The organism is Agathobaculum massiliense (genome assembly GCF_900291975.1).
Taxonomy (GTDB): domain Bacteria; phylum Bacillota; class Clostridia; order Oscillospirales; family Butyricicoccaceae; genus Agathobaculum; species Agathobaculum ammoniilyticum.
The window spans coordinates 2,930,736-2,952,500 of the sequence record NZ_OMPN01000001.1 but is presented as its reverse complement, the minus strand read 5'-3'; the positions used below and the strand labels follow the sequence as shown (position 1 = coordinate 2,952,500).

Genomic DNA, 21,765 nt, shown 5'->3' with positions numbered 1-21,765 from the left:
GATATCCTGCAGGTCGGGCTCGTTCTCCTTGGGGATGACTATCGTCTTAATGCCTGCGCGGTACGCCGCCATAGTCTTTTCCCGCAAGCCACCGATCGGCAGCACACGGCCGCGCAGTGTTACCTCGCCCGTCATGGCGACATCATGCCGCACCGGCGCTTCGGTCAGCGCGGAAACCAACGCGGTCGTGATCGTCACGCCTGCGGAAGGCCCGTCCTTCGGGACGGCGGCCTCTGGAAAATGGATATGCAGGTCGTTATCCTTGTAGAACATCGGGTCGATATCCAGCGTCTGCGCGCGCGAACGAACAAATGTGACCGCCGCTTTTGCGCTCTCCTGCATGACTGTACCCAGGTTGCCCGTGACCTCAATCTTGCCCGTACCCGGCACGACTGCCACTTCCACCTCGAGCATCTCGCCGCCGACACTTGTCCACGCCAGCCCGTTGACGATACCGACTTCATCCTTTTTGCTCACCACGTCATCCTTGTAGGGCGGCACGCCGAGCAGGCTCTCCATATTTTTACTCGATACAATCAGCCGCTTCCCACCTTCCGCAACATGCTTGGCCGCTTTACGGCACAGCTTGGCGAGCAACTGCTCCAGCCGCCGCACGCCGGCTTCCCGCGTATATCCGGCAATCACCGTTCCCAGCATCTTTTCGCTCAGCGTAAGCTGGGACTTCTGCAGGCCATGCTTTTTCATCTGCTTGGGCAGCAGGTGATGCAGCGCGATCTGGCGCTTTTCCTCCTCCGTATAGGAGGACAGCTCGATGACCTCCATGCGGTCAAGCAGCGGGCGCGGCACAGTGGACAGGTCGTTTGCCGTTGTCAGGAACAGTACGTCGGACAGGTCGAACGGCAGTTCAATGTAATGATCGCGGAACGCAACATTCTGCTCGGTGTCCAGCACCTCCAGCATGGCCGATGCCGGATCGCCCCGAAAGTCGCTGCCCATCTTGTCAATCTCGTCGAGCAGGATAAGCGGATTGGCGGTCCCCGCGCGGCGCAGCGCGTCGATGATGCGGCCGGGCATCGCGCCGATGTAGGTCTTGCGGTGGCCGCGGATATCCGCCTCGTCCCGCACGCCGCCCAGGCTCATGCGCGCGTAATTGCGCCCCATCGCTTCCGCGACCGATTTGGCGATTGAGGTCTTGCCCACACCCGGCGGTCCGACCAGGCACAGCACCTGCCCTTTCAGCTCAGGCGCAAGCGCTTTGACCGCCAGGAACTCCATGATACGCTCCTTGACCTTTTTCAAACCATAGTGGTCCCGATCAAGGATATCTTGCGCAGCCCGCAGATCGTGCCGCTCCTCGCTTTTGCCGTTCCACGGCAGCTCCAGCACGGTATCCAGATAGGTGCGAACCACGCCCTGCTCCGCGTTCGAGCCACCCAGCTTTGCAAAGCGGTCGACCTCCTTCATCAGCTTTTCCTCGCATTCCTGCGGCAGGTGCAGGGCAAGCACACGCTTACGGTATTCCTCCGCTTCCGCAGCGGCGTCCTGTTCGCCCAACTCCCCCTGGATGACCTTGATTTGCTCCCGCAGATAGTATTCCCGCTGGTTCTTGTCGATCTGCGTTTTCAGTTCGTCCTGTATCTCGTTTTCGATCTTGAGGATTTCAGTCTCCTCGCCCAGCAGGCGAATCACCATGGCCAGGCGCCGCGTCACATTCAGCTCATCCAGGATCTCCTGCTTGGCGGACACGTCGACTGCGAGGTTCTGCGCGATATAATCCGCCAGCCAGCCCGGCGCGCCGCCTGCGGCGACCGTCATCTCCACATCGGACGAAATGCGCGCCGCGTGCTGCGCATACTCGGCGAAGCGCTCCTGCGCCGTGCGGACGAGCGCTTGGGCACGCCGCTCGGTGACGCCCTCGAAATAATCCTCCAGTTCCTCCACTTCGGCGTAAATGCAGCCGTCGTCGCGCGTCGGATTGACGAACTGGTGCGCCAGCGCGCGGCTGCGCCCTTCGACCAGAACGCGGATATTGTCGCCCGGCAGACGCAGAATCTGCTTGATCATGCACACCGTCCCCATCTGGTACAGGTCGCCCGGCGACGGGGTATCGGTTTTCAGCTCGCGCTGGGCGGTCAGGAAAATCATCTGCCCGTTCTTCATCCCCGCCTCCAGCGCGCGAATCGACATCATTCTGCCCACGTCAAAATGAATAATCATTTGAGGAAACGCTGTCAGCCCGCGCAGCGGCAGCACTGGCAGCCGCGTCAGCGTTGTCCCGATTGTTTCTATCATAGTTCCTCTCCTTGCGGAAAATAGTTGAATAAAGTCAGTATAGTATATTTTTTGTCGCTTGTAAAGCGCCGCATACTGTCAAAAAAGCAAAAAAGCGGGCGAAACGAACGTCCCGCCCACATTTTTCATCGTTTTATGCGCTTATATTCGGCATGGCCAGTTTTTCGACATCGGCGTCCTTTTTCCCTGCGGGCGGCAGCGCAAGCCGCGCGCCGTATCCCAGGAGCGGCTCGCTTTTGCCCTCTACCACATCGCGGGTGATTGTGACGCGGTTGACCGTCTCATCGGACGGTATACGGAACATGATATCGGTCATCACGCTTTCCAGCACGCCACGCAGCCCGCGCGCGCCGGTCTTGCGCTGCAGCGCGATCTCCGCCACCTTGGCGAGCGCCTCCGGCTCAAACGAGAGCGCGACGCCATCCATCGCAAACAGCGTCTCATACTGCTTGACAAGCGCGTTTTTTGGCTCCTGCAGGATGCGCACGAGCGCCGCTTCGTCCAGCGTATCCAGCGACACGATCGCCGGCAGGCGGCCGATCAGCTCGGGAATCAGGCCGTATTTCATCAGATCATGCGGCTCGATCTGCGCCAGCAGGCGGTCGGTCTGATCCTCCTGCTTGCCCTTCACCTCGGACCCAAAGCCCATCCCCTGCTTGCCGATGCGTCTCTGGATGATACCCTCGATCCCATCGAACGCGCCGCCGCAGATGAACAGGATATTGGTCGTATCAATCTGGATAAACTCCTGATGCGGATGTTTGCGGCCGCCCTGCGGCGGGACGTTTGCCGTCGTACCCTCCAGCATCTTGAGAAGCGCCTGCTGCACGCCCTCGCCCGACACATCGCGCGTGATCGAGGGGTTTTCGCTCTTACGGGCGATCTTGTCGATCTCATCGACATAGATAATACCGTGCTCCGCCAGTTCCACGTCAAAATCCGCTGCCTGTATCAGACGGAGCAAGATGTTTTCCACATCCTCGCCCACGTAGCCGGCCTCAGTCAGCGTGGTCGCGTCCGCAATGGCGAACGGGACCTGCAAGGTCTTGGCCAGCGTCTGTGCGAGCAGCGTCTTGCCGGAACCGGACGGCCCCAGCATCAGAATATTGGATTTTTGCAGCTCCACCTCGGTATCCGGATGGTAAATGCGCTTATAGTGGTTGTATACCGCAACGGACAGCGCGACCTTCGCGCGGTCCTGCCCGATGACATACTCATCGAGCACGGCCTTAAGCTCCTGCGGGGTCGGCAGGCGCTCGGGCTGGATCATCGTGGTTTCTTCGCGTTCGTCCGCGGAAAAATCCAGCTCATCGTCCAAAATGCTGGTGCATACGCCGATGCACTCGTCGCAAATATACACGCCCGGACCGGCAATCAGTTTGCGCACCCGATTCTGCGGCTTGCCGCAGAAAGAGCATTTCAGCGTTTTTTCATCATCATAATTCGGCATATGGCACCTCTATCCGGCTAATTGCCTTTTTGTGTTTCCTCAATGCTTGTCGAACACCTTATCGATCAAGCCGTATTCTACCGCTTCCTCCGCAGACATGAAATTGTCGCGCTCGCAGTCCGCAGTCACGACCTCGATCGGCTTGCCGGTATTTTCCGACAGGATCTTGTTCATGCGCTTTTTGATGATCTCCAACCGCTTGAGATGGATCGCCATATCCGTGATCTGGCCCTGCGTACCCGCAGAGGGCTGATGGATCATAATCTCCGCGTTGGGAAGCGCATAGCGCTTGCCCTTCGCGCCCGAAGACAGCAGGAATGCGCCCATCGAGGCGGCCATGCCGATGCAGATGGTCGAAACATCGCATTTGATATAATTCATAGTGTCGTAGATCGCCATGCCCGCCGTGACCGAACCGCCGGGGCTGTTGATATACAGCGAGATATCCTTATCCGGATCCTGCGCCTCCAGATACAGCAGTTGAGCGACGACCAGCGACGCGGTCGTGTCATTGACCTCCTCGCAGAGCATGACGATGCGGTCATTGAGCAGGCGGGAATAAATGTCGAACGAACGCTCGCCGCGTCCGGTCTGCTCGATAACCATTGGGACTAAACTCACGTTAAGACTCCTTTCCAAGAGAGGTGGATGCGGCGCGCTTCCATCCGGCGGGATACAGGGCGCGGAAACACCCGCTCCTCCGTCCCGCATGCAGAAAGACGGCGGCCGCCGGTTCCTCCCTGCGGGTTCCAGCGTAAAAGAGCCGCGCGGTGCCGCGGCTTTTTTACCGGGGCGGCTGCACGTCCGCCCCGCACTCCTTATACTTTTTGCGCGGAAAGCGGATCACTCCGCCGCATCTTCCGCAGCCTCGGCTTCGTCAGCGGACTTTTTCTTGGCCGCCGGCTTTTTCACCTTGGCATTTTTCTTGAGGAACTCCAGCGCGTTCGAGATCTTCAGATCCTCGCGCAGCGCCTCCGCATTAACGGCAGCCTTGATCTTATCGACCTCCATGCCGTACTGCTCCGCCATTTTACCATATTCCTCATCCACTTCCGTGTCGGAAACTGCGATATTCTCCAGCGCAGCGAGCTTCTGCAACGCGAGGCGGGTCTTGACCTGGCGCTCCGCCTGCTCGCGGAACATGCCGCGGAACGTGTTCATATCCGTGCCGGTCATCTTGAGGTACTGCTCCATCCCCATGCCCTGCATCTGCATGCGGTAGCCGAAATCCTGTACGGCGGAGTCGATCTGGTTCTCGATCATGGCCTGCGGGATGTCCGCTTTCATAACCGCGATCAGGCCGTCGATCAGCTTATCCTCAAAATCGTGCTCGGCCGCTTCCTGACGCTGCGCCTTCAGGCGGTCGCTGATCTCCTTTTTCAGGTCGTCGAGCGTTTCGCAGGTGTCGGACACGTCTTTGGCGAACTCGTCGTCCATTTCCGGCAGGATGGTTTCCTCAACCTTATGCACCTTGCACTTGAACACAGCCTCCTTGCCGGCCAGCTCCTTGGCATGGTACTCCTCTGGGAAGGTTACGACAACGTCTTTCTCGTCGCCCGCCTTGCAGCCGATCAACTGGTCCTCAAAGCCTGGGATGAACGAACCCGAGCCGAGCGTCAGCGCGTGATGCTCCGCCTTGCCGCCGTCAAACGGCTGGCCGTCGACAAAGCCCTCGAAGTCCAGATCGACTGTGTCGTTCTTCTTCGCCTTGCGGTCAACCGTTTCCGTGCGCGCGTTGCGCTGCGCCAGACGGTTCAGCTCAGCCTTGACGTCCGCGGCGAGGACCTTGACCGTTTCCTTTTCCACTTCAATGCCCTTATATTCGCCCAGCTCGACCTCCGGCTCGACCGGCACCTTGGCGATGATGGTCAGGCCGCCCTCTTCCGCAGGGTCGCCCAGGTCAACGTCCGCGCGGCCCACCGGCTTGATACCGGACTTCTCCACGGCCATATCCATCGCTTCCGGATATACAATATTAAAAGCCTCTTCAAAGAACACGCCCTCGCCGTACAGCTTTTCGATCATCTTGCGCGGCGCCTTGCCCTTACGGAAGCCCGGGACCGTGATATTTTTGCCGGTTTTCTTGAACGCCTTGTCCTTAGCAGCCTCAAACTCCGCCTTGGTTACCTCGATCGTCAGCGCGACAACGCTGTGCTCCTGCTTTTCCGTATTTTTCAGTTCCATGTTGCCAAACTCCTTACTTGAATACTTTGTTGTATCTAAGTTATTCTACCAGATTATTATAAGGATTTCCATACTTTTTTCTACTTTTTCAGAAAAATCGGGGTGAAATCCACATGATCTCCCGAAACCAGCCGCCATTCTATCCCCTCATGCACACCCTCGACCGCGTAGCGCAGGCTTTCCGAGTGGAGGTGGCCGTAAATGCACCGCCTGACGCCGTACCGCTGCATCAGCTCGATCATCGGCCCGCAGCGGAAACCCGCGTACAGCGGCGGGTAATGCAGGAAGCAGATGATCTCCTCCGGCTCCGCCGCCGCGCCCAGCTTGAGCGATGCCTCCAGTCGGAGCAACTCGCGCCGGAATATTTTCTCGTTATGGGGGTCGGAGAAGTCCTCCTCAAACGGCCAGCCGCGCGTACCGCACAATGCGGTTTCGCCATAGAAAAAACAGTTGTTATGCAGGAAATCGATCGTGGAAAAGCTGTTTTCCCCTAAAAAACGGTGCATTTTTGCCGCGGTCTCCCACCAAAGGTCGTGGTTCCCCTTGAGTATCAGCTTTCTGCCCGGCAGCCCGTCGATCAGGGCGAAGTCCCCCCTTGCTTCCGCAAGGCTGATGCCCCAGGAAATATCCCCTCCCAGCACAACGGTATCCTCCGGCGCGATGAGTGCGCGCCAATGTGTTACGATCTTGTCCGTATGTCCCTGCCAGCGGCCGCCGAAAATATCCATCGGCTTTTCCACACCCGTGGCCAGATGCAGGTCGGCCAGCGTATACAGCGCCATGCTTACAGATCCCGCAGCAGGCTGACGGTCGAAAGGATATCAGCCTTGTCCACCACGCGCTCAAAGCGCGGGGGCCTGCCCGCCAACGCGGCGAGCGGTGAGGGCGCCGGGGTGTCCGTCAGCGCGGTCAGTACGTCAAGCTGGGTCACGTCGTCCTTTTCCAGCGTCCCGCCGAGCGCCTCGATAACCGAACGGCAGAACTTGAACGGCGACGCCGTGGACGCGATCACAACCGGCGTCTCATCTCCCGTGCGGACGCGGTAATCCTCGTATACCCGCACCGCAACCGCCGTATGCGTATCGCATAGGTAATGCTCGGTCTCCCACAGCGTCCGGATAGTTTCCGCGGCGGCACGGTCGTCACAGCAGCCCGCGTCGAAGTCCGCATCGATTTTCGCAAACACATCCTTTGCGACCTGATAGCTGCCGCCGCGCGCGAGCTTGTCCATCAGCTCCGCGACCAGCTTGTCGTCGTAATCCGAAGCAAAGAACAGCAGGCGTTCCAGATTGGAGGAGATCAGGATATCCATTGACGGGGAGGTTGTGGTGTAAAAATCCCGATTCCGGTCATACGCGCCGCCTTTTTTGAAAAAGTCGGTCAACACATTGTTGCGGTTGGAGGCGCAGATCAGCTTGTTCACCGGCAGCCCCATCCGCTTTGCAATATACGCTGCCAGGATGTTGCCGAAATTTCCGGTCGGGACGCAGATATTGATCTTTTCGCCCATTTCCACCGCGCCGCTTTTGACCATATCGCAGTAAGCCGACACATAGTAAGCGATCTGCGGTGCCAGACGGCCCCAATTGATCGAATTGGCCGATGACAGCATCATCCCGTCCCGATCAAGCTCCTCGCGCGTTTTTTCATCCGTGAAGATGCGCTTGACCGCGCTCTGCGCGTCATCGAAATTGCCGCGGATGGCAACCACCTCGACGTTTCCGCCCTCCTGCGTGACCATCTGCAGCTTCTGCATGGGGGACACGCCATCCACCGGATAATAAACCATGATTTTGGTTCCCGGTACATCGTGGAACCCATCGAGCGCAGCCTTTCCCGTGTCGCCCGATGTCGCCACTAGGATGCAGGCTGTACGCGTTTCGCCCGTTTTGCGCAGCGAGGCGGTCAACAGATGCGGCAACATCTGCAGCGCCATGTCCTTGAACGCGCAGGTCGGCCCATGCCACAGCTCGAGCATATTCCTGCCCCCGCCGAGCGCCACGACCGGCGCGGTATCCGCGCCGCCGAATTTCTCATCCGCATAGGCCTTGGCCGCGTAGTCCGCAAGCTCCTCTGCCGAAAAATCCGTCAGGAATTTGCCGAGGATGCATGCCGCGCGCCCCTTATAGTCCATGCCCGCCAGCGCTTCCCAGTCCTCCGCGGCAAGTGCCGGAAAGCCGGTTGGGCAGTACAGGCCGCCATCCGGCGCGATGCCGTTGGCGATTGCATAGGCTGCGGTCACCCTAGCCGCTTTGTTTCTTGTGCTTACATAATCCATATTGTTAAACCTCCGCAGTTTTTACAACATTTTTTGTACAAACGCAAATGCGTTATCATAAAACAGGCCGTCCACCGTGCTCTGCCGGTACCCCAACGCGAGCATCCGGTCCGCGAGGCGGTACAGGTCGCCCAGCCCGTCTATACCGGCCGGCAATTCGTCGCATCCGTCGAAATCACAGCCCAGCGCAACTGTCCGCTCCCCATACAGCCCCAGAAAATGCTCGATATGGTCGATCGCATCCTCGATGGTCGAATCGCTCTGCCGCACCAAAAACGGCGTGTACAGGTTGATGCCGACCAGCCCGCCGCGCCGCGTGATCTCGGCAAACTGCCGGTCAGTCAGATTGCGCGGATGCCGGCACAGCGCGCGCGAATCGCTGTGCGACGCCACAAACGGACCGTCAATCGTCTCGCACACGTCCCAGAAGCCCTGCTCGGACAAATGCGACACGTCAACGATGATCCCCCTGTCCGCACAGCCGCGCACCAGCTCCCGCCCCGCGTTCGTCAACCCCTCCTCCTGATCGAGCGTCGCGGGGCAGCCGAAACGGCTGCGGTAGTTCCACGTCACGGTAAGCAGCCGGACGCCCGCCTCGTAGGCGTTATCCAGCGCGTCCGGACGGTCCGGCAGCAGTTCCGCGCCCTCGATGGACAAAAAGGCTGCGGCCTTGCCGCCCCGCGCCGCCTCCGCCAAATCGTCCGCCGAGCGGCAGAACGACAGCCAATCCGCATTATCCGCGAACTCGCGCCGCGCGGTTTCCAGCATACGTTCCAAGCGGCGGTCCGCCGGCGTGTCAAGCAGGCAGTCCCGCTCCCGCGCCAGCGTCTCCGAAGGCGCCCGCGCCCCGCAAAACAGGGCGAAAAACTGCGCGTAGTGGCGGTATTTCCGTGCGGCGGCGCGGTTCACATGCAGGTCGTTTTCCCGCAGGCGCCTGCCGGTTTCGCAGCACTCGTACAGCGTGTCGCAGTGCAGGTCGAACAGCTTCATACTCACCCTCCAAAGGCGTTTTCCAGATGGTTGATGCGCGGTGGGACTGGCGCGCCCTCCTCGCCATAAACTTCTATCACGTCAAACCGCGGCTGAAGGCCGGACGGATGCGCCTGCAGCCAGGCCTCCGCCGCCGCGATGACGCGCGCCTGCTTGGCTGCGGTCACATGCTCGCGCGCTGCGGCGAAGCGGTCGTTTTTCCGCGTCTTGACCTCGATAAATACAATATATTTCCCATCCCGCGCAATCATGTCGATTTCCCCGAAGCGGGTGCGGAAATTGGTCGCCTCCGTGCGGTAGCCGCGCTGCTCCAAAAAGGCGCGCGCCGCGCGCTCCCCCCACGCGCCTTTCATCGCGGCGCCTCCGGATGCTTTTGGTAAAACTTTCTCAGGAAGGTCCTCCGGTGGATCGGGCATGGCCCGTTGGCAAGCAGCGCCTGGTCGTGCGCCCGTGTCTCATACCCCTTATGCTTTTCAAAACCATATGCCGGATACTGCTCCGCAAACCGGCGCATCAGCCGATCCCTTGTCACCTTGGCGAGAATGGAGGCCGCCGCGACCGATGGGATCTTCGCATCGCCCGCGACCACGCATTCATGCGGCAAGCCGAGCCCCTCGGAGCGGTTGCCATCCACATAGGCGAAGTCGGCTGGACGGGTCAGGCCCTCGACCGCCTGCCGCATCGCGCGATAGGTGGCCTGCAGTATGTTAATCTCGTCGATCGTCTTTTCATCCACCAACGAAACCGACCAAGCGAGCGCGTTCTCCGTAATCACGTCGAACAGCGCTTCCCGCTTTTTCTCGCTGAGCTTTTTCGAGTCGTTCAGCCCTTCGATCTGGACGCCGCCCGGCAGGATAACCGCCGCCGCGCACACCGGCCCCGCGATCGGGCCGCGGCCCGCCTCATCCACGCCGCAGACTGCGGAATAGCCCGCCGCCCATGCCTTTTGCTCAAATTCCCACGTCATCACAACGACCTCTTTGGAATGGATAATGAAAGCTCCCCACGCCGCAGCGCGCATAGAGCAGATAATTCAGATGCCGCGAAGCAACGTCCGAATTATCATAAAAAAGCGGAGAAAAGTGTGTCCTCTGGACGCGCTTTTCGCGGCCCTGGACGCATCCGCGCCGCGCGGTGCGTCCTCCCGCGAATGAAACCGTGGTTTCATTCGGCGCACTCAAGCGTGATCCTCCCCAGCACCCCGCCCCGAAACTCGTCGAGCAGGATGCGGGCCATGCGCTCGGTATCGATCTCACCGCCGCGCAGCAGAAAACCGCGCCGCCGGCCCGCCTGCTGAAGCAGGTCGTAGCCCAAGGAATCGCTTTCCTCCGGCATCACGACGCCATACCGGCCAGCAATTGCCTGCGGCGCCTGCACCGCGAGCAGCTCCATCAGCCTGCAGCCGAGCGTTTCCACATCCAGGATGTCGTCCTTGATCGCTCCGGTACACGCCAGCAGGATGCCAACCCGCTCATCGTCAAACTTCGGCCACAGGATGCCCGGCGTGTCGAGCAGGTCGATGCCGTTTTCCACACGGAACCACTGGCTGCCGCGCGTCACGCCCGGCTTGTCCGCCGCCTTGGCGGACTTTCGCCCGAGGATACGGTTTATAAACGTGGACTTGCCCACGTTCGGAATACCAACCACCATCACGCGGACCGCCTTCCCGACCAGCCCCTTCTCATTCCACGCCGCGATCTTGTCCGCGAGCAACAAGCGCACCGCGCCTGCAAACGCCTGCGTCCCCGTCCCCGCGCGGCTGTCGGTTTCAATGACCGCCATGCCCTGCGCGCGGAAATGTTTCGCCCACGCGGCAGTCATCGCCGGATCGGCCAGATCGATCCGGTTCAGCACCATCAGCCTCGGCTTTCCCGCCGCGATTTGATCCATATCGGGATTGCGCGAGACTTGGGGGATGCGCGCGTCGACAACCTCGCACACCGCATCTACCTGCTTGATATATTCCGCCATCTGCCGGCGGGTTTTTGTCATGTGTCCGGGATACCATTGTATATTCATCGCGTTACGCCACCGATCCAAATGCGCTGAACGGGTATACCACGCTCAGCACATGCCCCAGGATATACCGCTCATCCACCATGCCCAGGCTGGACCAACGGCTGTCGGTCGAGTAATTACGGTTGTCGCCCAGCACATAGATGCAGCCTTCCGGCACGGTCTGCGGATAGGTCATGTCGCCCATTTTCTCCAGCGTGTTAATCTTTTCTGCAATATACGGCTCGTCGAGCGCCTCACCGTTTACCAGCACATCCCCCGTGACCGGATCGATGTCCACCGTATCGCCGCCGGTCGCGATGATGCGCTTGACGATCGGCTGGTCCCCATAAAAGCCCTCCTTGCGCAGCACGACAATGTCACCCTTTTCCGGCGTGTAATTCAGGTTGCTGACCAGCATGATGCTGTGATCCTCCAGCGTCGGGTACATCGATGTCCCGTCCACACCGATCAGGCGCACAAAAAAGGTGAATACGACGACAAAAAATATCAGCACAGTCATCAGGGATTCTCCCCAGCTGAACAGCTCGCTGGAGAAACGACCCTCCGCCTTCTTTTTCTCTTCGGTCTGCGTTTCCTGCATGAATAATTCCTCCAAAAAGATAAACATACGATTTTATTATAGCTATATATCGCCTGCTATGCAAGCCCAAATCCTCCGCGCCTGCGCTTTCAAGGGCTTCTCAGCCGGCTCCGCAGACAGAAGACCATCCGCCGCTGATACAAAAACGGGGAGCATGACGCTCCCCGTTTTTGTATTTGGTTGTTCTCAAACCTTCTCGGCAACCTTGGCAGCCTTGCCCACGCGGCCGCGCAGGTAGTACAGCTTGGCGCGGCGGACCTTACCGCTGCGCACAACCTCGAACTTCGCTACGTTCGGGGAGTGTACCGGGAACGTCTTTTCAACGCCTACACCGTAAGAGATGCGGCGCACGGTAACCGTCTGGTTCACACCAGCGTGCTTCTTGGCAATAATGATGCCCTCAAACACCTGAATACGCTCACGGTTGCCTTCCTTGATCTTCGCGTGTACCTTAACGGTATCGCCGATCTTGAGCTCCGGCAGGTCGCTCTTGAGCTGCTGCTCGGACAGTACTTTGACCAGATCCATTTTTCTGTCATCCTTTCGTCTTAGACATTCTTGCCCTATTTTCTGAAAATAAGCAGAGGAATGCCCGTGTTACCGATTAATAATACCACATCGCACCTCCCTTTGCAAGCATTTTTTATTATTATTTGCACGGTTCCGCCGTGCAGATGTAAAGTTTCCGCTTTCGCTTGGTTTTGCCGCGTCCATCGTGTATACTATTACTATATCCCCAGAGGGAGCAGAAAGGAGCTTACACCTATGTGGGCTTATGAAAGCGTATTCTATCAGATCTATCCGATCGGCTTCTGCGGCGCGCCGCGCGTCAACGATGGCCAAACCGTACCCCGCATCCGGAAAGCCGGCCGCTGGGCGGAGCACATCGCCAGGCTTAGCTGCAACGCCGTATATTTTTCCCCGCTTTTTGAATCCGACAGCCACGGCTACGACACCCGCGATTTCCGCAAGGTGGACTGCCGCCTGGGCACGAACGAGGACTTTGCCTCGGTCTGCACCGCGCTGCACCAGAACGGCATCCGTGTCGTGCTCGACGGCGTGTTCAACCATGTCGGCCGCGGCTTCTGGGCTTTCCGCGACGTGCAGGAGAAAAAATGGGATTCCCCCTATAAGGACTGGTTCCATATTTCATTCGATGGCAATTCGGGCTATAACGACGGTTTCTGGTACGAGGGCTGGGAGGGACACTATGAGCTGGTCAAGCTCAACCTGAAAAACCCCGCGGTCGTACAGCATATCTTCGGCTGCATCCGGCTTTGGGTAGACGAGTTCGATATCGACGGGCTGCGCCTTGACGTGGCCTACTGCCTGGATAAGGATTTCCTCCGCCAGCTTCGCGCGTTCTGCGACACGCTCAAGCCCGACTTTTTCCTCGTCGGCGAGCTGCTGCACGGCGACTATAACCAGTTCGTGGGAGAGGGCATGCTGCATTCCTGCACCAATTATGAATGCTACAAGGGCCTGTATTCCTCCCTGAACAGCATGAACCTGTTCGAGATCACCCATTCCCTGCTGCGCCAGTTCGGTCCGGAAAACTGGACGCTCTACCGCGGCAAGCATCTGCTGGGGTTTGCGGACAATCACGATGTCACGCGCGCCGCGTCCATCCTGCAGAACCCCAGGCACCTGCCGCTGATTTACGCGCTGCTGTTCGGCATGCCGGGCATCCCCTGCCTCTACTATGGGAGCGAATGGGGCGCCAAGGGCGAAAAGCGCGAGGGCGACGACGCACTGCGTCCCGCGTTCGATGCGCCGGAGTGGAACGAGCTGACCGGCTGGATCACCGCGCTGGCAAAGGCGCACCGCGGCAGCAAGGCGCTGTGTTACGGCGATTTCAGACAGGTCGTCCTGACCAACAGACAGTGCATCTGGGAGCGCGCCTGCGAGGGTGAACGCGTTCTTGTGGCGGTCAACATTGACGACCACCCCTACACCGCGCATTTTGACGCGAAATGCGGTCGGGCGGTCGATCTGATCACCGGCGCGCCGCACGATTTCGGCGGCGGCAGCGAGTTGCCCCCTTATTCGGCGTTTTTCTGGCAGTGCGAGCGATAACTCCAAACAGGCAAAGGCCGCCGGCGGAACCGGCGGCCTTTTTTTTGTCCGCTGCTTAAATGTAATCGATGACCAGCGTATATACCGAATTGTCCGACATCGTCACGGAAAATTCCACATATCCGCTCGAACGGCGGAAGTTCTCGAGCGCGGTTTTGGTAAGGGTCAGGGCTTTATCCGATACTTGGTAGTCCGTCCCCTCCTTCAGCGTCTGCACCGAACTGTTTTTGACTGCGGTGACGTTGCGGACAGTGAGCCGGCTGAGCGGCAGCGCGAAGTCAGGCTCGCTCGGCACATAGGTGTCATATTCCGCCACAAAGATGTTGACGCCCTCGGGTGTGGAATCCTCCACCGTCAGGTTGATCGTCCGCTGTTCCCCGTTCGCCAGGTCCACCGCCACGGTATATGTACCCGCACGCAGTTGGGCCAGCAGGCCGCGCCGCAGCACCAGCGCCCGCGTGGAATTGTTAAACCCATAATCGATGCCTGACAGCCCCAGCACAACGCGCACGATATCGCTTTCCGCGCCGACCCCGTCCAGCTTAACGTTCAGGTCCTTGAAGCCGGACGACTTATAGTACCGGTCGAATACCAGCTCTTCCGCGTCCGCGGTGGCCGAGGAATTGGTTACCGTGACCGCGATGCTCGACCGCTTGCCGTCCGAAAGCGTAAGCACCAGAGTATGGCTGCCCCGCGTCAGCGTGCCGAGATAGGAGGTCAGCAGCCGGATCCCCGAGCCGCTCGTGTTGTAAGCGACCGACGGGGACAGGGTCGCGCCGTCGCATGTCACGGAGGATACCGATTTTCCGGAAGGCAGCGAAATATTTACCCCGCTGCCCAGCGCGGACAGGTCGTTCAGATCGACGCTGATGCTTGCCGGCTCCACGCCCGCCGTGCTTGAAACGCTGACCGACTGCCCGCCGATCGTGGCTGTCACCCCGCGGCCGAGCGTATAGCCGGAAACCGTGACGCTGCTTGCGAAGCTGACCCCGTCCGCATTGATATCCGCCTGATAGACCGAACCATAGCCCGTGATGGACGCGGCCTTATCCGCAGTCAGGTGATAAACCGCTGCGCCCGCAGTTGTGCTGACCGTGGCTTCGTCCTCGAGCGTCAGGTTTGTCACGTTCGCGTCCAACGTCAGCGAGACGCGCTCCCCGCCGTTCACAACAACATCCGCATATCCCTCATACCCCGTGGTTGTCAGCCCTTTTTCATACAGAGTAGCTGCGGTCTGCACCTCGGTCTGCTTGATGTGCGTAGCGCCTGTTGCAGTTACCTGCATCAGGCGCCCCATCGGAGACGAAACAATCATATGGTCGCTCGTCGTATTTACCATTGTAACCGTGCCGCCGGACACGATGATCGAACCGTTGACCGTAACATTGGTCAGCGTCACGGCATCCGAGCCGAGACCCTCGGTGATGTACAGGTCTCCCTGAATCGCCGCATCGGACAGCGTGCAGTTTTCCGATATTGTCACATTGGTGGTATCGGTTTTCAGATCCGCGCCGGTGTAAGCCTTGCCGGCCGTGGAAAGCGACGTCCCCAGATAATAATACAGGATCTTCGCGACCTCGCCGCGCGACACAACCTTGCCCGGCTTAAACGTGCCGTCGCTGTAGCCCGCGATAAAGCCCTTGTCCGCCGCGGCCTTGATGTATCCCGCGGCCCAGTCGGACACCTGGCTCTTGTCCGTAAACGTCAGGTCGGACGGGGAAACGTTTCCCGGGTCGGCCTTGAACAGACGGCCGATGATGACCGCGGCCTGCTCGCGGGTCACTTTACCCTCCGGCTCCATTTTATTGTTTCCCGTGCCGTTGATGTAACCATACCGCTCCGCTATCTGGATGGTTTCATAATACCAGGCGTTCGATGGGACATCCGTATAGGAAATGGAGGTCTTCTCCGTGAAATGGAACGCGCGGTTGATATACCGCATAAACTCCGCGCGTGTCATATCGCGGTCGGGCTCATAATTGCCTGTTGTCGCGCTGGGATTGATCACGCCCTCGCGGTCAAGATATTCGATGTAGCTTTTTGCCCAATGCGACTCGATATCGGACGCTGCGAGAGCCGTTGGGAGCATCGCGACCAGCATGGCCGCGCTCAGCAGAAAAGACAACCATCGTTTTTTCATATCTAAACACCCCTTATTGCTGTTGTCATCAGTGTACCATACCGAGGCGGTTTTGACAACAGGCATTCTCTTCATACCGTTTTAACAAAATTGATAAACAGCCTTCCCTTGCGGCTGGTGCCGCCGAACGCCTCGATCCGCGCGCGGCCTAGGCCGCGCACGGTCAGCCGGTCGCCCTCGTCCACCTGACGCTCCGGCTTGAGGCAGGGCATGTGGTTCAGGAACACCAGCCCTTTCTCAATCCGCGCCTGCGCCTCTGCCCGCGGCAAGCCAAACACCAGCGCCACCACGCTGTCCAGCCGCGGCGACGCGACCGATCCGCTTCCGCTTTTTTCGACGACGGAAGCCGCCTTGAGGTTCCCGATTACCTCCCTGGTAAGCGAAATTTGTTTTCTGCCAGCCTTGGAAAAATGCAGCAGAATGAAATCCGCCATTTCCTCCAGCACCAGGATGTCCGCCCCTTCGTCATGTACCAGAATATCGCCGACGACCGCCCGCTCGATCTGCAGCCCCATGAGCGCGCCCAGATAGTCGCGGTGGGTCAGCGCATCCTCTTTGCGCTTGTGCGCGCGCAGCAGCGCGAGCGGCGCGGCCTGTCTGGCGCCGTCCCCATCCAGATAGTCCGGATAAAACAGGTATACACCCCGCTCGGCGTCCTCATAACCGCCCCAAAACAGCGCATGCCCCGCCGCACCACTCAGCCGCACCGCCTCCGCGCAGATCGCGCGCTCGTTCGGGTCAAGGAATTTGGTATGCGTCAGATAGCCGCGCGACACGCAGGTCTGCTCCTTGTCCAGCAGCCCCGCGAGCAACAGCCGTTCTTCGTTCGACCGCGCGAGCGCGGCCAGTATCTCCTGTTTGCTCTTCACATTATGCCCTCTCTTACTTTTCCTAAGCTATTTTCTATTGTACTCTTTCCCCTTTTCGTTTACAATAGAAAGGAACGCGTGTCCCGCATAAAAAGCGGACGGCACAATATAGAACATGACTCATCAGGTACAGGGGGATGATTCGGTTGGCAGTCAAGGACGCGGTGCTGCGGGCGCTGGAACAGGCGCGGGGAGAACGTCTGTCGGGCGGTATGCTCGCGGAGCGGCTGGGCGTGTCGCGCGCGGCGGTACACAAGGCGATCGGCGTGCTGCGCAGCGAAGGGCTTGCAATCGACGGGGTCCCCGGCGAAGGCTACCGCCTTGCGCCGGATGACGACAGCCTGACCGCAGCCGGCGTCCAGGCTCTGCTGGACACGGATTTTGTCGGACGCGACATGCTGGTTTTCCCCTCGCTCACCTCTACCAACACCGTGCTCAAGGAACGGTACCTCCACCGTCCGCACGGCTTCACCCTGCTTGCCGAGGCGCAGACCGGCGGACGCGGGCGGCTGGGACGCTCATTCTCCGCCCCCGCGGGTACCGGCGTATACCAGACCATCCTGCTGCATCCCTCGCTCCCGCTGTCGCATATCCAGTTCGTCACCATAGCGGCCGCGGTCGCGGTGGCCGAAGCGATCGAGCGCACCGCCGACTTCTGTCCGCAGATCAAATGGGTTAACGATGTCCTGATGCATGGGCGTAAGCTGTGCGGCATCCTGACCGAAGCCACTATCGAAGGCGAGACGGGTACGGTCAGCTCGCTGGTCGTGGGCATCGGGGTAAACCTGCGCCCCAATCCGGCCTGGCCGGAGGAGGTGCGACAGGTGGCGGGCGCCCTGAGCGAATTCGGCGCAGTTCCGCGCCGCGCCGCCTTTGCGGCGGCGGTGTTGTCCCGCTTCGAACGCGCCTACACCCTGCTGGAGAGCGGCCGCGAGGCTGAGCTGCTTGACCGGTACCGGAGCCGACTGTGCTGCATCGGCAGACCGGTCACCGTCATCACCCCCGCCGGAAAGTACCAGGCCGACTGCACCGGCCTTGACGGAAACGGACATCTGCTTGTCCGTGACGCGCAGGGCGCCGTGCGCACGCTGTCCTCGGGTGAGATCAGCATCCGCCTGTAACCCCTGCCTATTTGATCGATAAAAAGGAGTATCCGCCATGTTTCAAACCGCCGCGGGCGTTACCGTCCCCTTCCCCGAAAAGCTGTCCGAGCAATACCAGCGGAACAGCGACACCCTGACCTGCAACCTCAGCTTTGAAAAGCTGCCTGATTTTGTCCGCTCGTTTTATGCGGAGCTGGAGGAGCCGCTGTTCCTCGCCATCCATCCGGACGCGGAATCCGACGAGGTGTGGTATCTGGACGGCATGACCAAAAAGCAGCTCACCCTGATCCTGGACGGATACGGAGAGCTGCTCTATCAGGATGGGCTTTCCGCGTTCGCTATTGGCTCGCTCGCAACCGAGGAGGAGCTTTTCGTGCAGAAATACAAGGTTCTGTCTCTTTACAGCCCGCGAAACGGCCGCTTTGAAGCGCTGCTCGAGCAGTTCGGCGCCGTTCCGACCGCGCACCTTGTCACCGCGTGGGATACGTTCTCGGCCGAGTACCCGGGGTCTGCCTCGCGCCTGGAAATCGCGGGCCAGACGGTTCCGGACATGATAAAGGAGCTGCAAAAAATCGGCATGTATAAAGGCTGACGCTATGCGTCAGCCTTTTATGATTGGCTTTAGAAAAACAGCCTGACCTCCGCGCGGCGTTTGTAGCCCTCCTCCAACTCGGTCTTATGGTATAAGTAACCGGCGTCGTCATAATATTTCGCGCCCTGCGGGCATTTTTTGACGCAGGCGCCGCATTTAATGCAGATGCCCGTGTATTCCCGCACGTTTTCCGGATTGATCGACCCCATCGGGCATACCGCGGCGCAAATTCCGCACTGGTCGCAGGCTTCGCCGGTCAGCGGCTTTACCTTTCGGATGTCCACCGGATTGCCCGCGCGGTCGCGCGGCTGGTAATAGGTACGCGCCTCCCGCGCGCGGCCCGGCACTTCGACCGGAGGCGTCTGCCCATCCACCCCGGCCAGCCGCGCGGCCGCCTGTCCGGCAAATTGCGCCGCAAGCAGCAGGTCGTCCACATCCGGACGTCCCGCCGCCAGCGTTTTCGAAAAGGAATGCTCCCCAACGAACGCCGCCCCCGCAAACGGGCGGAAACCGTTATCCGTCAAAATATCGCGCAACTCGATCAGCGCGTCGTCAAACGCGCGGTTGCCGAATGTCACGACCGGAATTGCCGCCGCGCCGCCGCCCTTTACCGTTTCCAGGTATTTGAGCAGTACGTTCGGCACGCGCCCCGCATAGGTGGGCGTACCGAAAACGACCACGTCCCCCGCCGCGAACTCCGGCGCGGTCCGCCGCGCCGCCGGCAGCGTAAAATCATATGTCTCCACAGCAAGCCCCAGCTCTGCCGCGAGCCGGTCCGCTATCGCGGATACGACGGTTTTTGTCGTCCCCGTCGCGCTCCAATACATCTTCCATACCCGTTCCGTTTTCATACTTTGTCCCTCCTTGTCTCTTTTGCGGGCGCTGTAACGCCCGGATCAGTCAAAAAACTTCCCCTTAAAGAAATTCTCATTCCCGAGCTTTTCCGCTGTCAGCCGAAACAGCACGCAGCCGTCCGGACACACAATATCCTTGGTATATCTGCCGCTACCGCCGATATTCTCCAAATCGCCTCCGCTCCTGACCGCCTCCATGATTGGGAACAGCATCATCATGGTTTTGGAACAGATTCCCTGCCCCTGCCCGTTTACAGGGCAGCCATAGGTGCAGGTGTACTTGTCCCCGACCTCCTCGCCGTTCCTGCAGTACCGCTCCGTATGGTCGCCGCGCAGGAATCCGGTTACCTCGATCTCAAACGCATACTCCTCGTCATACCATTTCTTCATATCCGATTCTCCTCCGTACGCGGCCTTTCGGTTTGCCCGCTTTGTTTCTATTATACCACAGCGGCCCGCACTTTTTTTGCCTGAGTCGGCCGCTAAGTGCCGCTGATGGTATAATGATGTATTTAATGTGTGTTTCACGGCTATTATATCACAGCGGCCCATCGGCGGACAATCGCCATTTCCGCGCCTTTCCTCTGCGCGGGCTATAGAAAGCAAACGAAAAAACGACCGCTTTGAGCGGTCGTTTTTTTGTTTCGTGGAAACGGGCTGCCAGCGCCCCCCGCTTTCCCACGTCAGATTTCCATAATAATCGGCAGCACCATCGGGCTGCGCTTTGTTTTTTTGAACAGGTAATCGCTCACATCGCCCTTGATCGCGGACTTGAGACTGTTCCAGTCGCGCAGATTCTCCGCCGCGCAGCGGTCGAGTGCCATCTGGGATATATTGCGCAGCTCCTCCATCAGATCCTCGGCTTCCTTTACATACACAAAGCCGCGGGATACGATATCCGGCCCTGCAATGACCACGCCCGTTGTTGCGTCTACCGTCACAACGACGACCAGCAGGCCGTCCTCAGAGAGATGCTTGCGGTCGCGCAGCACCGCCGTGCCAACGTCGCCGATACCAAGGCCGTCCACCAGCAGGCGTCCTGCAGGCACGGGATTGCCCAAACGCGCGGAATTCTCGCTGATTTCGACCGGCCGGCCGATCTCGGTAATGAGGATGTTCTTCGGGTTGACGCCCATTTCGCGCGCCAGCCCTGCATGCTGCATCAGCATGCGGTATTCGCCGTGTACGGGGATGAAGTACTTCGGCTTGCACAGGCCCAGCATCAGCTTGAGGTCCTCCTGGCACGCATGGCCGGAAACATGGATCGCGGCTGAACGGTCATAAATGACCTCCGCACCCTGCTTATACAGCTCATTGACCATATTGTTGATCGACTTCTCATTGCCCGGGATGGCAGAAGCAGCGATCAGGATACGGTCGCCTGTGTTGACCTCGACCTGCTTATGGCTGCCGTATGCCATGCGGTACAGGGCGGACATGGTCTCGCCCTGCGAGCCGGTAGAAACGATAATCAACCGGCTGCGCGGATAGCGCTTGATCTCGGCAATATCAATCATCACCTTGCCGGAGTCCTTCAGGTACCCCAGTTCGGTCGCAACCTTGGATATCTTCTCCATGCTGCGCCCGCAGACCGCGACCTTGCGCCCTGCTTTGGCTGCAATGTCGAGTATCTGCTGCAAACGGGACACATTGGAGGCGAACGTCGCGATGATGATACGCTGGTCACTTTCCGTGATAAACTTCTCCAGCGACTTGCCGACGATCTTTTCACTCGGCGTATAGCCCGGCCGCTCGACGTTGGTCGAATCGCTCATCAGTGCCAGGATACCCTTTTTCCCCAGTTCGCCGATGCGCACCAGGTCGATCATCTCACCAGAAACCGGCGTCAGGTCGATCTTGAAGTCGCCTGTGTGCAGGATCGTCCCCAGCGGCGTGGTGATAGCCAGCGCGACCGAATCCGCGATCGAGTGATTGGTATGGATGAATTCCACCCTGAAGCACCCGAGTTTGATCGAATCGCCCGCCCGCACATGGTTGAGCTTCACCTTCTGCGGCATCTTATGCTCGGAGAGCTTGGTCTCGATGATGCCGCAGGTCAGCCGCGTCGCATAGATCGGCGCGTTGCATTCGCGCAGCACATACGGGATCGCGCCGATGTGATCCTCATGACCGTGCGTGATGACATAGCCGCGCAGCTTGTTCAGGTTGCGCTTGAGGTAGGTCGTATCCGGTATGACCAGATCCACGCCCAGCATGTCGTCGTCCGGAAACGCGACACCGCAGTCCACCACAACGATATCGTTCCCGTATTCGATCACGGTCATGTTCTTGCCGATCTCGTTGAGGCCGCCCAGCGGTATGATTTTCAGTTTTTCTTTCATAATATCGATATCACTTTCCTTTTTTCATCAGATTT

At 59.4% G+C, this 21,765-nt stretch carries 20 protein-coding genes (1 of these 20 cut by a window edge); 3 read left to right on the top strand and 17 right to left on the bottom strand.

The genetic code is table 11. The features are described from left to right. The 12 genes from lon to rplS form a co-directional block, all read right to left on the bottom strand. Window positions 1-2,253, bottom strand: the 5' portion of a protein-coding gene (gene lon, locus DBQ51_RS14940; RefSeq protein ID WP_107631954.1) for an endopeptidase La. It extends 165 nt beyond the left edge of the window; 2,253 of the gene's 2,418 nt are visible here — the first part of the coding sequence; the start codon lies at window positions 2,251-2,253; its stop codon lies off the left edge, out of view. Between the two features lie 133 nt (window positions 2,254-2,386). Next, window positions 2,387-3,703, bottom strand: coding sequence for an ATP-dependent Clp protease ATP-binding subunit ClpX (gene clpX / locus DBQ51_RS14935; protein ID WP_054327554.1), 1,317 nt, complete (start codon window positions 3,701-3,703; stop codon window positions 2,387-2,389). 39 nt (window positions 3,704-3,742) lie between these two features. Continuing rightward, entirely contained in the window at window positions 3,743-4,324 is a 582-nt protein-coding gene (clpP, locus tag DBQ51_RS14930; RefSeq protein WP_054327555.1) for an ATP-dependent Clp endopeptidase proteolytic subunit ClpP, read from the bottom strand. Between the two features lie 222 nt (window positions 4,325-4,546). Then, window positions 4,547-5,887: a trigger factor gene (gene tig, locus DBQ51_RS14925; RefSeq protein ID WP_082397187.1), complete on the bottom strand. Its 1,341-nt coding sequence runs from the start codon at window positions 5,885-5,887 to the stop codon at window positions 4,547-4,549. 80 nt (window positions 5,888-5,967) lie between these two features. Continuing rightward, the gene (locus DBQ51_RS14920; protein WP_107631953.1) at window positions 5,968-6,669 is read right to left on the bottom strand and encodes a metallophosphoesterase; all 702 of its coding nucleotides are present in this window, start codon (window positions 6,667-6,669) and stop codon (window positions 5,968-5,970) included. A gap of 2 nt (window positions 6,670-6,671) precedes the next feature. Further along, on the bottom strand, window positions 6,672-8,165 hold the full coding sequence (gene thrC, locus DBQ51_RS14915; RefSeq protein WP_107631952.1) for a threonine synthase: 1,494 nt from the start codon (window positions 8,163-8,165) through the stop codon (window positions 6,672-6,674). A 21-nt stretch (window positions 8,166-8,186) separates the two neighbouring features. After that, window positions 8,187-9,155, bottom strand: a complete 969-nt coding sequence (locus tag DBQ51_RS14910) for a dipeptidase (RefSeq protein WP_107631951.1) — start codon at window positions 9,153-9,155, stop codon at window positions 8,187-8,189. A 2-nt stretch (window positions 9,156-9,157) separates the two neighbouring features. Continuing rightward, window positions 9,158-9,508, bottom strand: coding sequence for a YraN family protein (locus DBQ51_RS14905; RefSeq protein WP_242977951.1), 351 nt, complete (start codon window positions 9,506-9,508; stop codon window positions 9,158-9,160). After that, window positions 9,505-10,122: a ribonuclease HII gene (locus DBQ51_RS14900; protein ID WP_054327558.1), complete on the bottom strand. Its 618-nt coding sequence runs from the start codon at window positions 10,120-10,122 to the stop codon at window positions 9,505-9,507. Before DBQ51_RS14900 ends, DBQ51_RS14905 begins: the two co-directional genes overlap by 4 nt. 197 nt (window positions 10,123-10,319) lie before the next feature. Further along, on the bottom strand, window positions 10,320-11,174 hold the full coding sequence (ylqF, locus tag DBQ51_RS14895) for a ribosome biogenesis GTPase YlqF (protein WP_054327559.1): 855 nt from the start codon (window positions 11,172-11,174) through the stop codon (window positions 10,320-10,322). Between the two features lie 4 nt (window positions 11,175-11,178). After that, a complete protein-coding gene (gene lepB / locus DBQ51_RS14890; RefSeq protein WP_054327560.1) occupies window positions 11,179-11,754 on the bottom strand; it encodes a signal peptidase I in 576 nt (191 codons plus the stop codon). A gap of 186 nt (window positions 11,755-11,940) precedes the next feature. Further along, complete coding sequence (rplS, locus tag DBQ51_RS14885; RefSeq protein ID WP_054327561.1) at window positions 11,941-12,282, bottom strand: 50S ribosomal protein L19; 342 nt, start codon at window positions 12,280-12,282, stop codon at window positions 11,941-11,943. Window positions 12,283-12,519: 237 nt separating this feature from the next. Here rplS and DBQ51_RS14880 point away from each other — a divergent pair, with 237 nt between their 5' ends. After that, window positions 12,520-13,830 (top strand): alpha-amylase family glycosyl hydrolase, encoded by a 1,311-nt coding sequence (locus DBQ51_RS14880; protein WP_107631950.1) that lies wholly within the window; start codon window positions 12,520-12,522, stop codon window positions 13,828-13,830. Window positions 13,831-13,885: 55 nt separating this feature from the next. Here the strand turns inward: DBQ51_RS14880 and DBQ51_RS14875 are convergent, their stop codons facing one another. Together DBQ51_RS14875 and DBQ51_RS14870 are read right to left on the bottom strand one after the other, a co-directional pair. Continuing rightward, complete coding sequence (locus DBQ51_RS14875; protein ID WP_159068203.1) at window positions 13,886-15,970, bottom strand: S-layer homology domain-containing protein; 2,085 nt, start codon at window positions 15,968-15,970, stop codon at window positions 13,886-13,888. A gap of 71 nt (window positions 15,971-16,041) precedes the next feature. After that, a complete protein-coding gene (locus DBQ51_RS14870; protein ID WP_107631948.1) occupies window positions 16,042-16,839 on the bottom strand; it encodes a YlmH family RNA-binding protein in 798 nt (265 codons plus the stop codon). 137 nt (window positions 16,840-16,976) lie between these two features. Here DBQ51_RS14870 and DBQ51_RS14865 point away from each other — a divergent pair, with 137 nt between their 5' ends. Together DBQ51_RS14865 and DBQ51_RS14860 are read left to right on the top strand one after the other, a co-directional pair. After that, window positions 16,977-17,960 (top strand): biotin--[acetyl-CoA-carboxylase] ligase, encoded by a 984-nt coding sequence (locus DBQ51_RS14865; RefSeq protein WP_107631947.1) that lies wholly within the window; start codon window positions 16,977-16,979, stop codon window positions 17,958-17,960. 37 nt (window positions 17,961-17,997) lie between these two features. Further along, window positions 17,998-18,534 (top strand): hypothetical protein, encoded by a 537-nt coding sequence (locus DBQ51_RS14860; protein ID WP_107631946.1) that lies wholly within the window; start codon window positions 17,998-18,000, stop codon window positions 18,532-18,534. A 29-nt stretch (window positions 18,535-18,563) separates the two neighbouring features. Here DBQ51_RS14860 and DBQ51_RS14855 read toward each other — a convergent pair whose 3' ends face one another. From DBQ51_RS14855 to DBQ51_RS14845, 3 genes are all read right to left on the bottom strand, one after another. Beyond that, complete coding sequence (locus DBQ51_RS14855; RefSeq protein WP_107631945.1) at window positions 18,564-19,385, bottom strand: 4Fe-4S dicluster domain-containing protein; 822 nt, start codon at window positions 19,383-19,385, stop codon at window positions 18,564-18,566. A gap of 45 nt (window positions 19,386-19,430) precedes the next feature. Further along, a complete protein-coding gene (locus DBQ51_RS14850; RefSeq protein ID WP_054327568.1) occupies window positions 19,431-19,778 on the bottom strand; it encodes a TIGR04076 family protein in 348 nt (115 codons plus the stop codon). Between the two features lie 293 nt (window positions 19,779-20,071). Next, complete coding sequence (locus DBQ51_RS14845) at window positions 20,072-21,730, bottom strand: ribonuclease J (RefSeq protein ID WP_054327569.1); 1,659 nt, start codon at window positions 21,728-21,730, stop codon at window positions 20,072-20,074. Window positions 21,731-21,765: the final 35 nt, after the last annotated feature.

What these genes read in the sequence shown, in the direction of transcription:
- DBQ51_RS14850 (WP_054327568.1), bottom strand. Translation starts at nt 19,778, where the DNA reads ATGAAGAAATGGTATGACGAGGAGTATGCGTTTGAGATCGAGGTAACC.
- DBQ51_RS14875 (WP_159068203.1), bottom strand. Translation starts at nt 15,970, where the DNA reads ATGAAAAAACGATGGTTGTCTTTTCTGCTGAGCGCGGCCATGCTGGTC.
- DBQ51_RS14855 (WP_107631945.1), bottom strand. Translation starts at nt 19,385, where the DNA reads ATGAAAACGGAACGGGTATGGAAGATGTATTGGAGCGCGACGGGGACG.
- DBQ51_RS14845 (WP_054327569.1), bottom strand. Translation starts at nt 21,730, where the DNA reads ATGAAAGAAAAACTGAAAATCATACCGCTGGGCGGCCTCAACGAGATC.
- DBQ51_RS14910 (WP_107631951.1), bottom strand. Translation starts at nt 9,155, where the DNA reads ATGAAGCTGTTCGACCTGCACTGCGACACGCTGTACGAGTGCTGCGAA.
- ylqF (WP_054327559.1), bottom strand. Translation starts at nt 11,174, where the DNA reads ATGAATATACAATGGTATCCCGGACACATGACAAAAACCCGCCGGCAG.
- clpX (WP_054327554.1), bottom strand. Translation starts at nt 3,703, where the DNA reads ATGCCGAATTATGATGATGAAAAAACGCTGAAATGCTCTTTCTGCGGC.
- DBQ51_RS14860 (WP_107631946.1), top strand. Translation starts at nt 17,998, where the DNA reads ATGTTTCAAACCGCCGCGGGCGTTACCGTCCCCTTCCCCGAAAAGCTG.
- rplS (WP_054327561.1), bottom strand. Translation starts at nt 12,282, where the DNA reads ATGGATCTGGTCAAAGTACTGTCCGAGCAGCAGCTCAAGAGCGACCTG.
- lepB (WP_054327560.1), bottom strand. Translation starts at nt 11,754, where the DNA reads ATGCAGGAAACGCAGACCGAAGAGAAAAAGAAGGCGGAGGGTCGTTTC.
- DBQ51_RS14920 (WP_107631953.1), bottom strand. Translation starts at nt 6,669, where the DNA reads ATGGCGCTGTATACGCTGGCCGACCTGCATCTGGCCACGGGTGTGGAA.
- DBQ51_RS14865 (WP_107631947.1), top strand. Translation starts at nt 16,977, where the DNA reads ATGATTCGGTTGGCAGTCAAGGACGCGGTGCTGCGGGCGCTGGAACAG.
- DBQ51_RS14905 (WP_242977951.1), bottom strand. Translation starts at nt 9,508, where the DNA reads ATGAAAGGCGCGTGGGGGGAGCGCGCGGCGCGCGCCTTTTTGGAGCAG.
- tig (WP_082397187.1), bottom strand. Translation starts at nt 5,887, where the DNA reads ATGGAACTGAAAAATACGGAAAAGCAGGAGCACAGCGTTGTCGCGCTG.
- thrC (WP_107631952.1), bottom strand. Translation starts at nt 8,165, where the DNA reads ATGGATTATGTAAGCACAAGAAACAAAGCGGCTAGGGTGACCGCAGCC.
- DBQ51_RS14900 (WP_054327558.1), bottom strand. Translation starts at nt 10,122, where the DNA reads ATGACGTGGGAATTTGAGCAAAAGGCATGGGCGGCGGGCTATTCCGCA.
- DBQ51_RS14880 (WP_107631950.1), top strand. Translation starts at nt 12,520, where the DNA reads ATGTGGGCTTATGAAAGCGTATTCTATCAGATCTATCCGATCGGCTTC.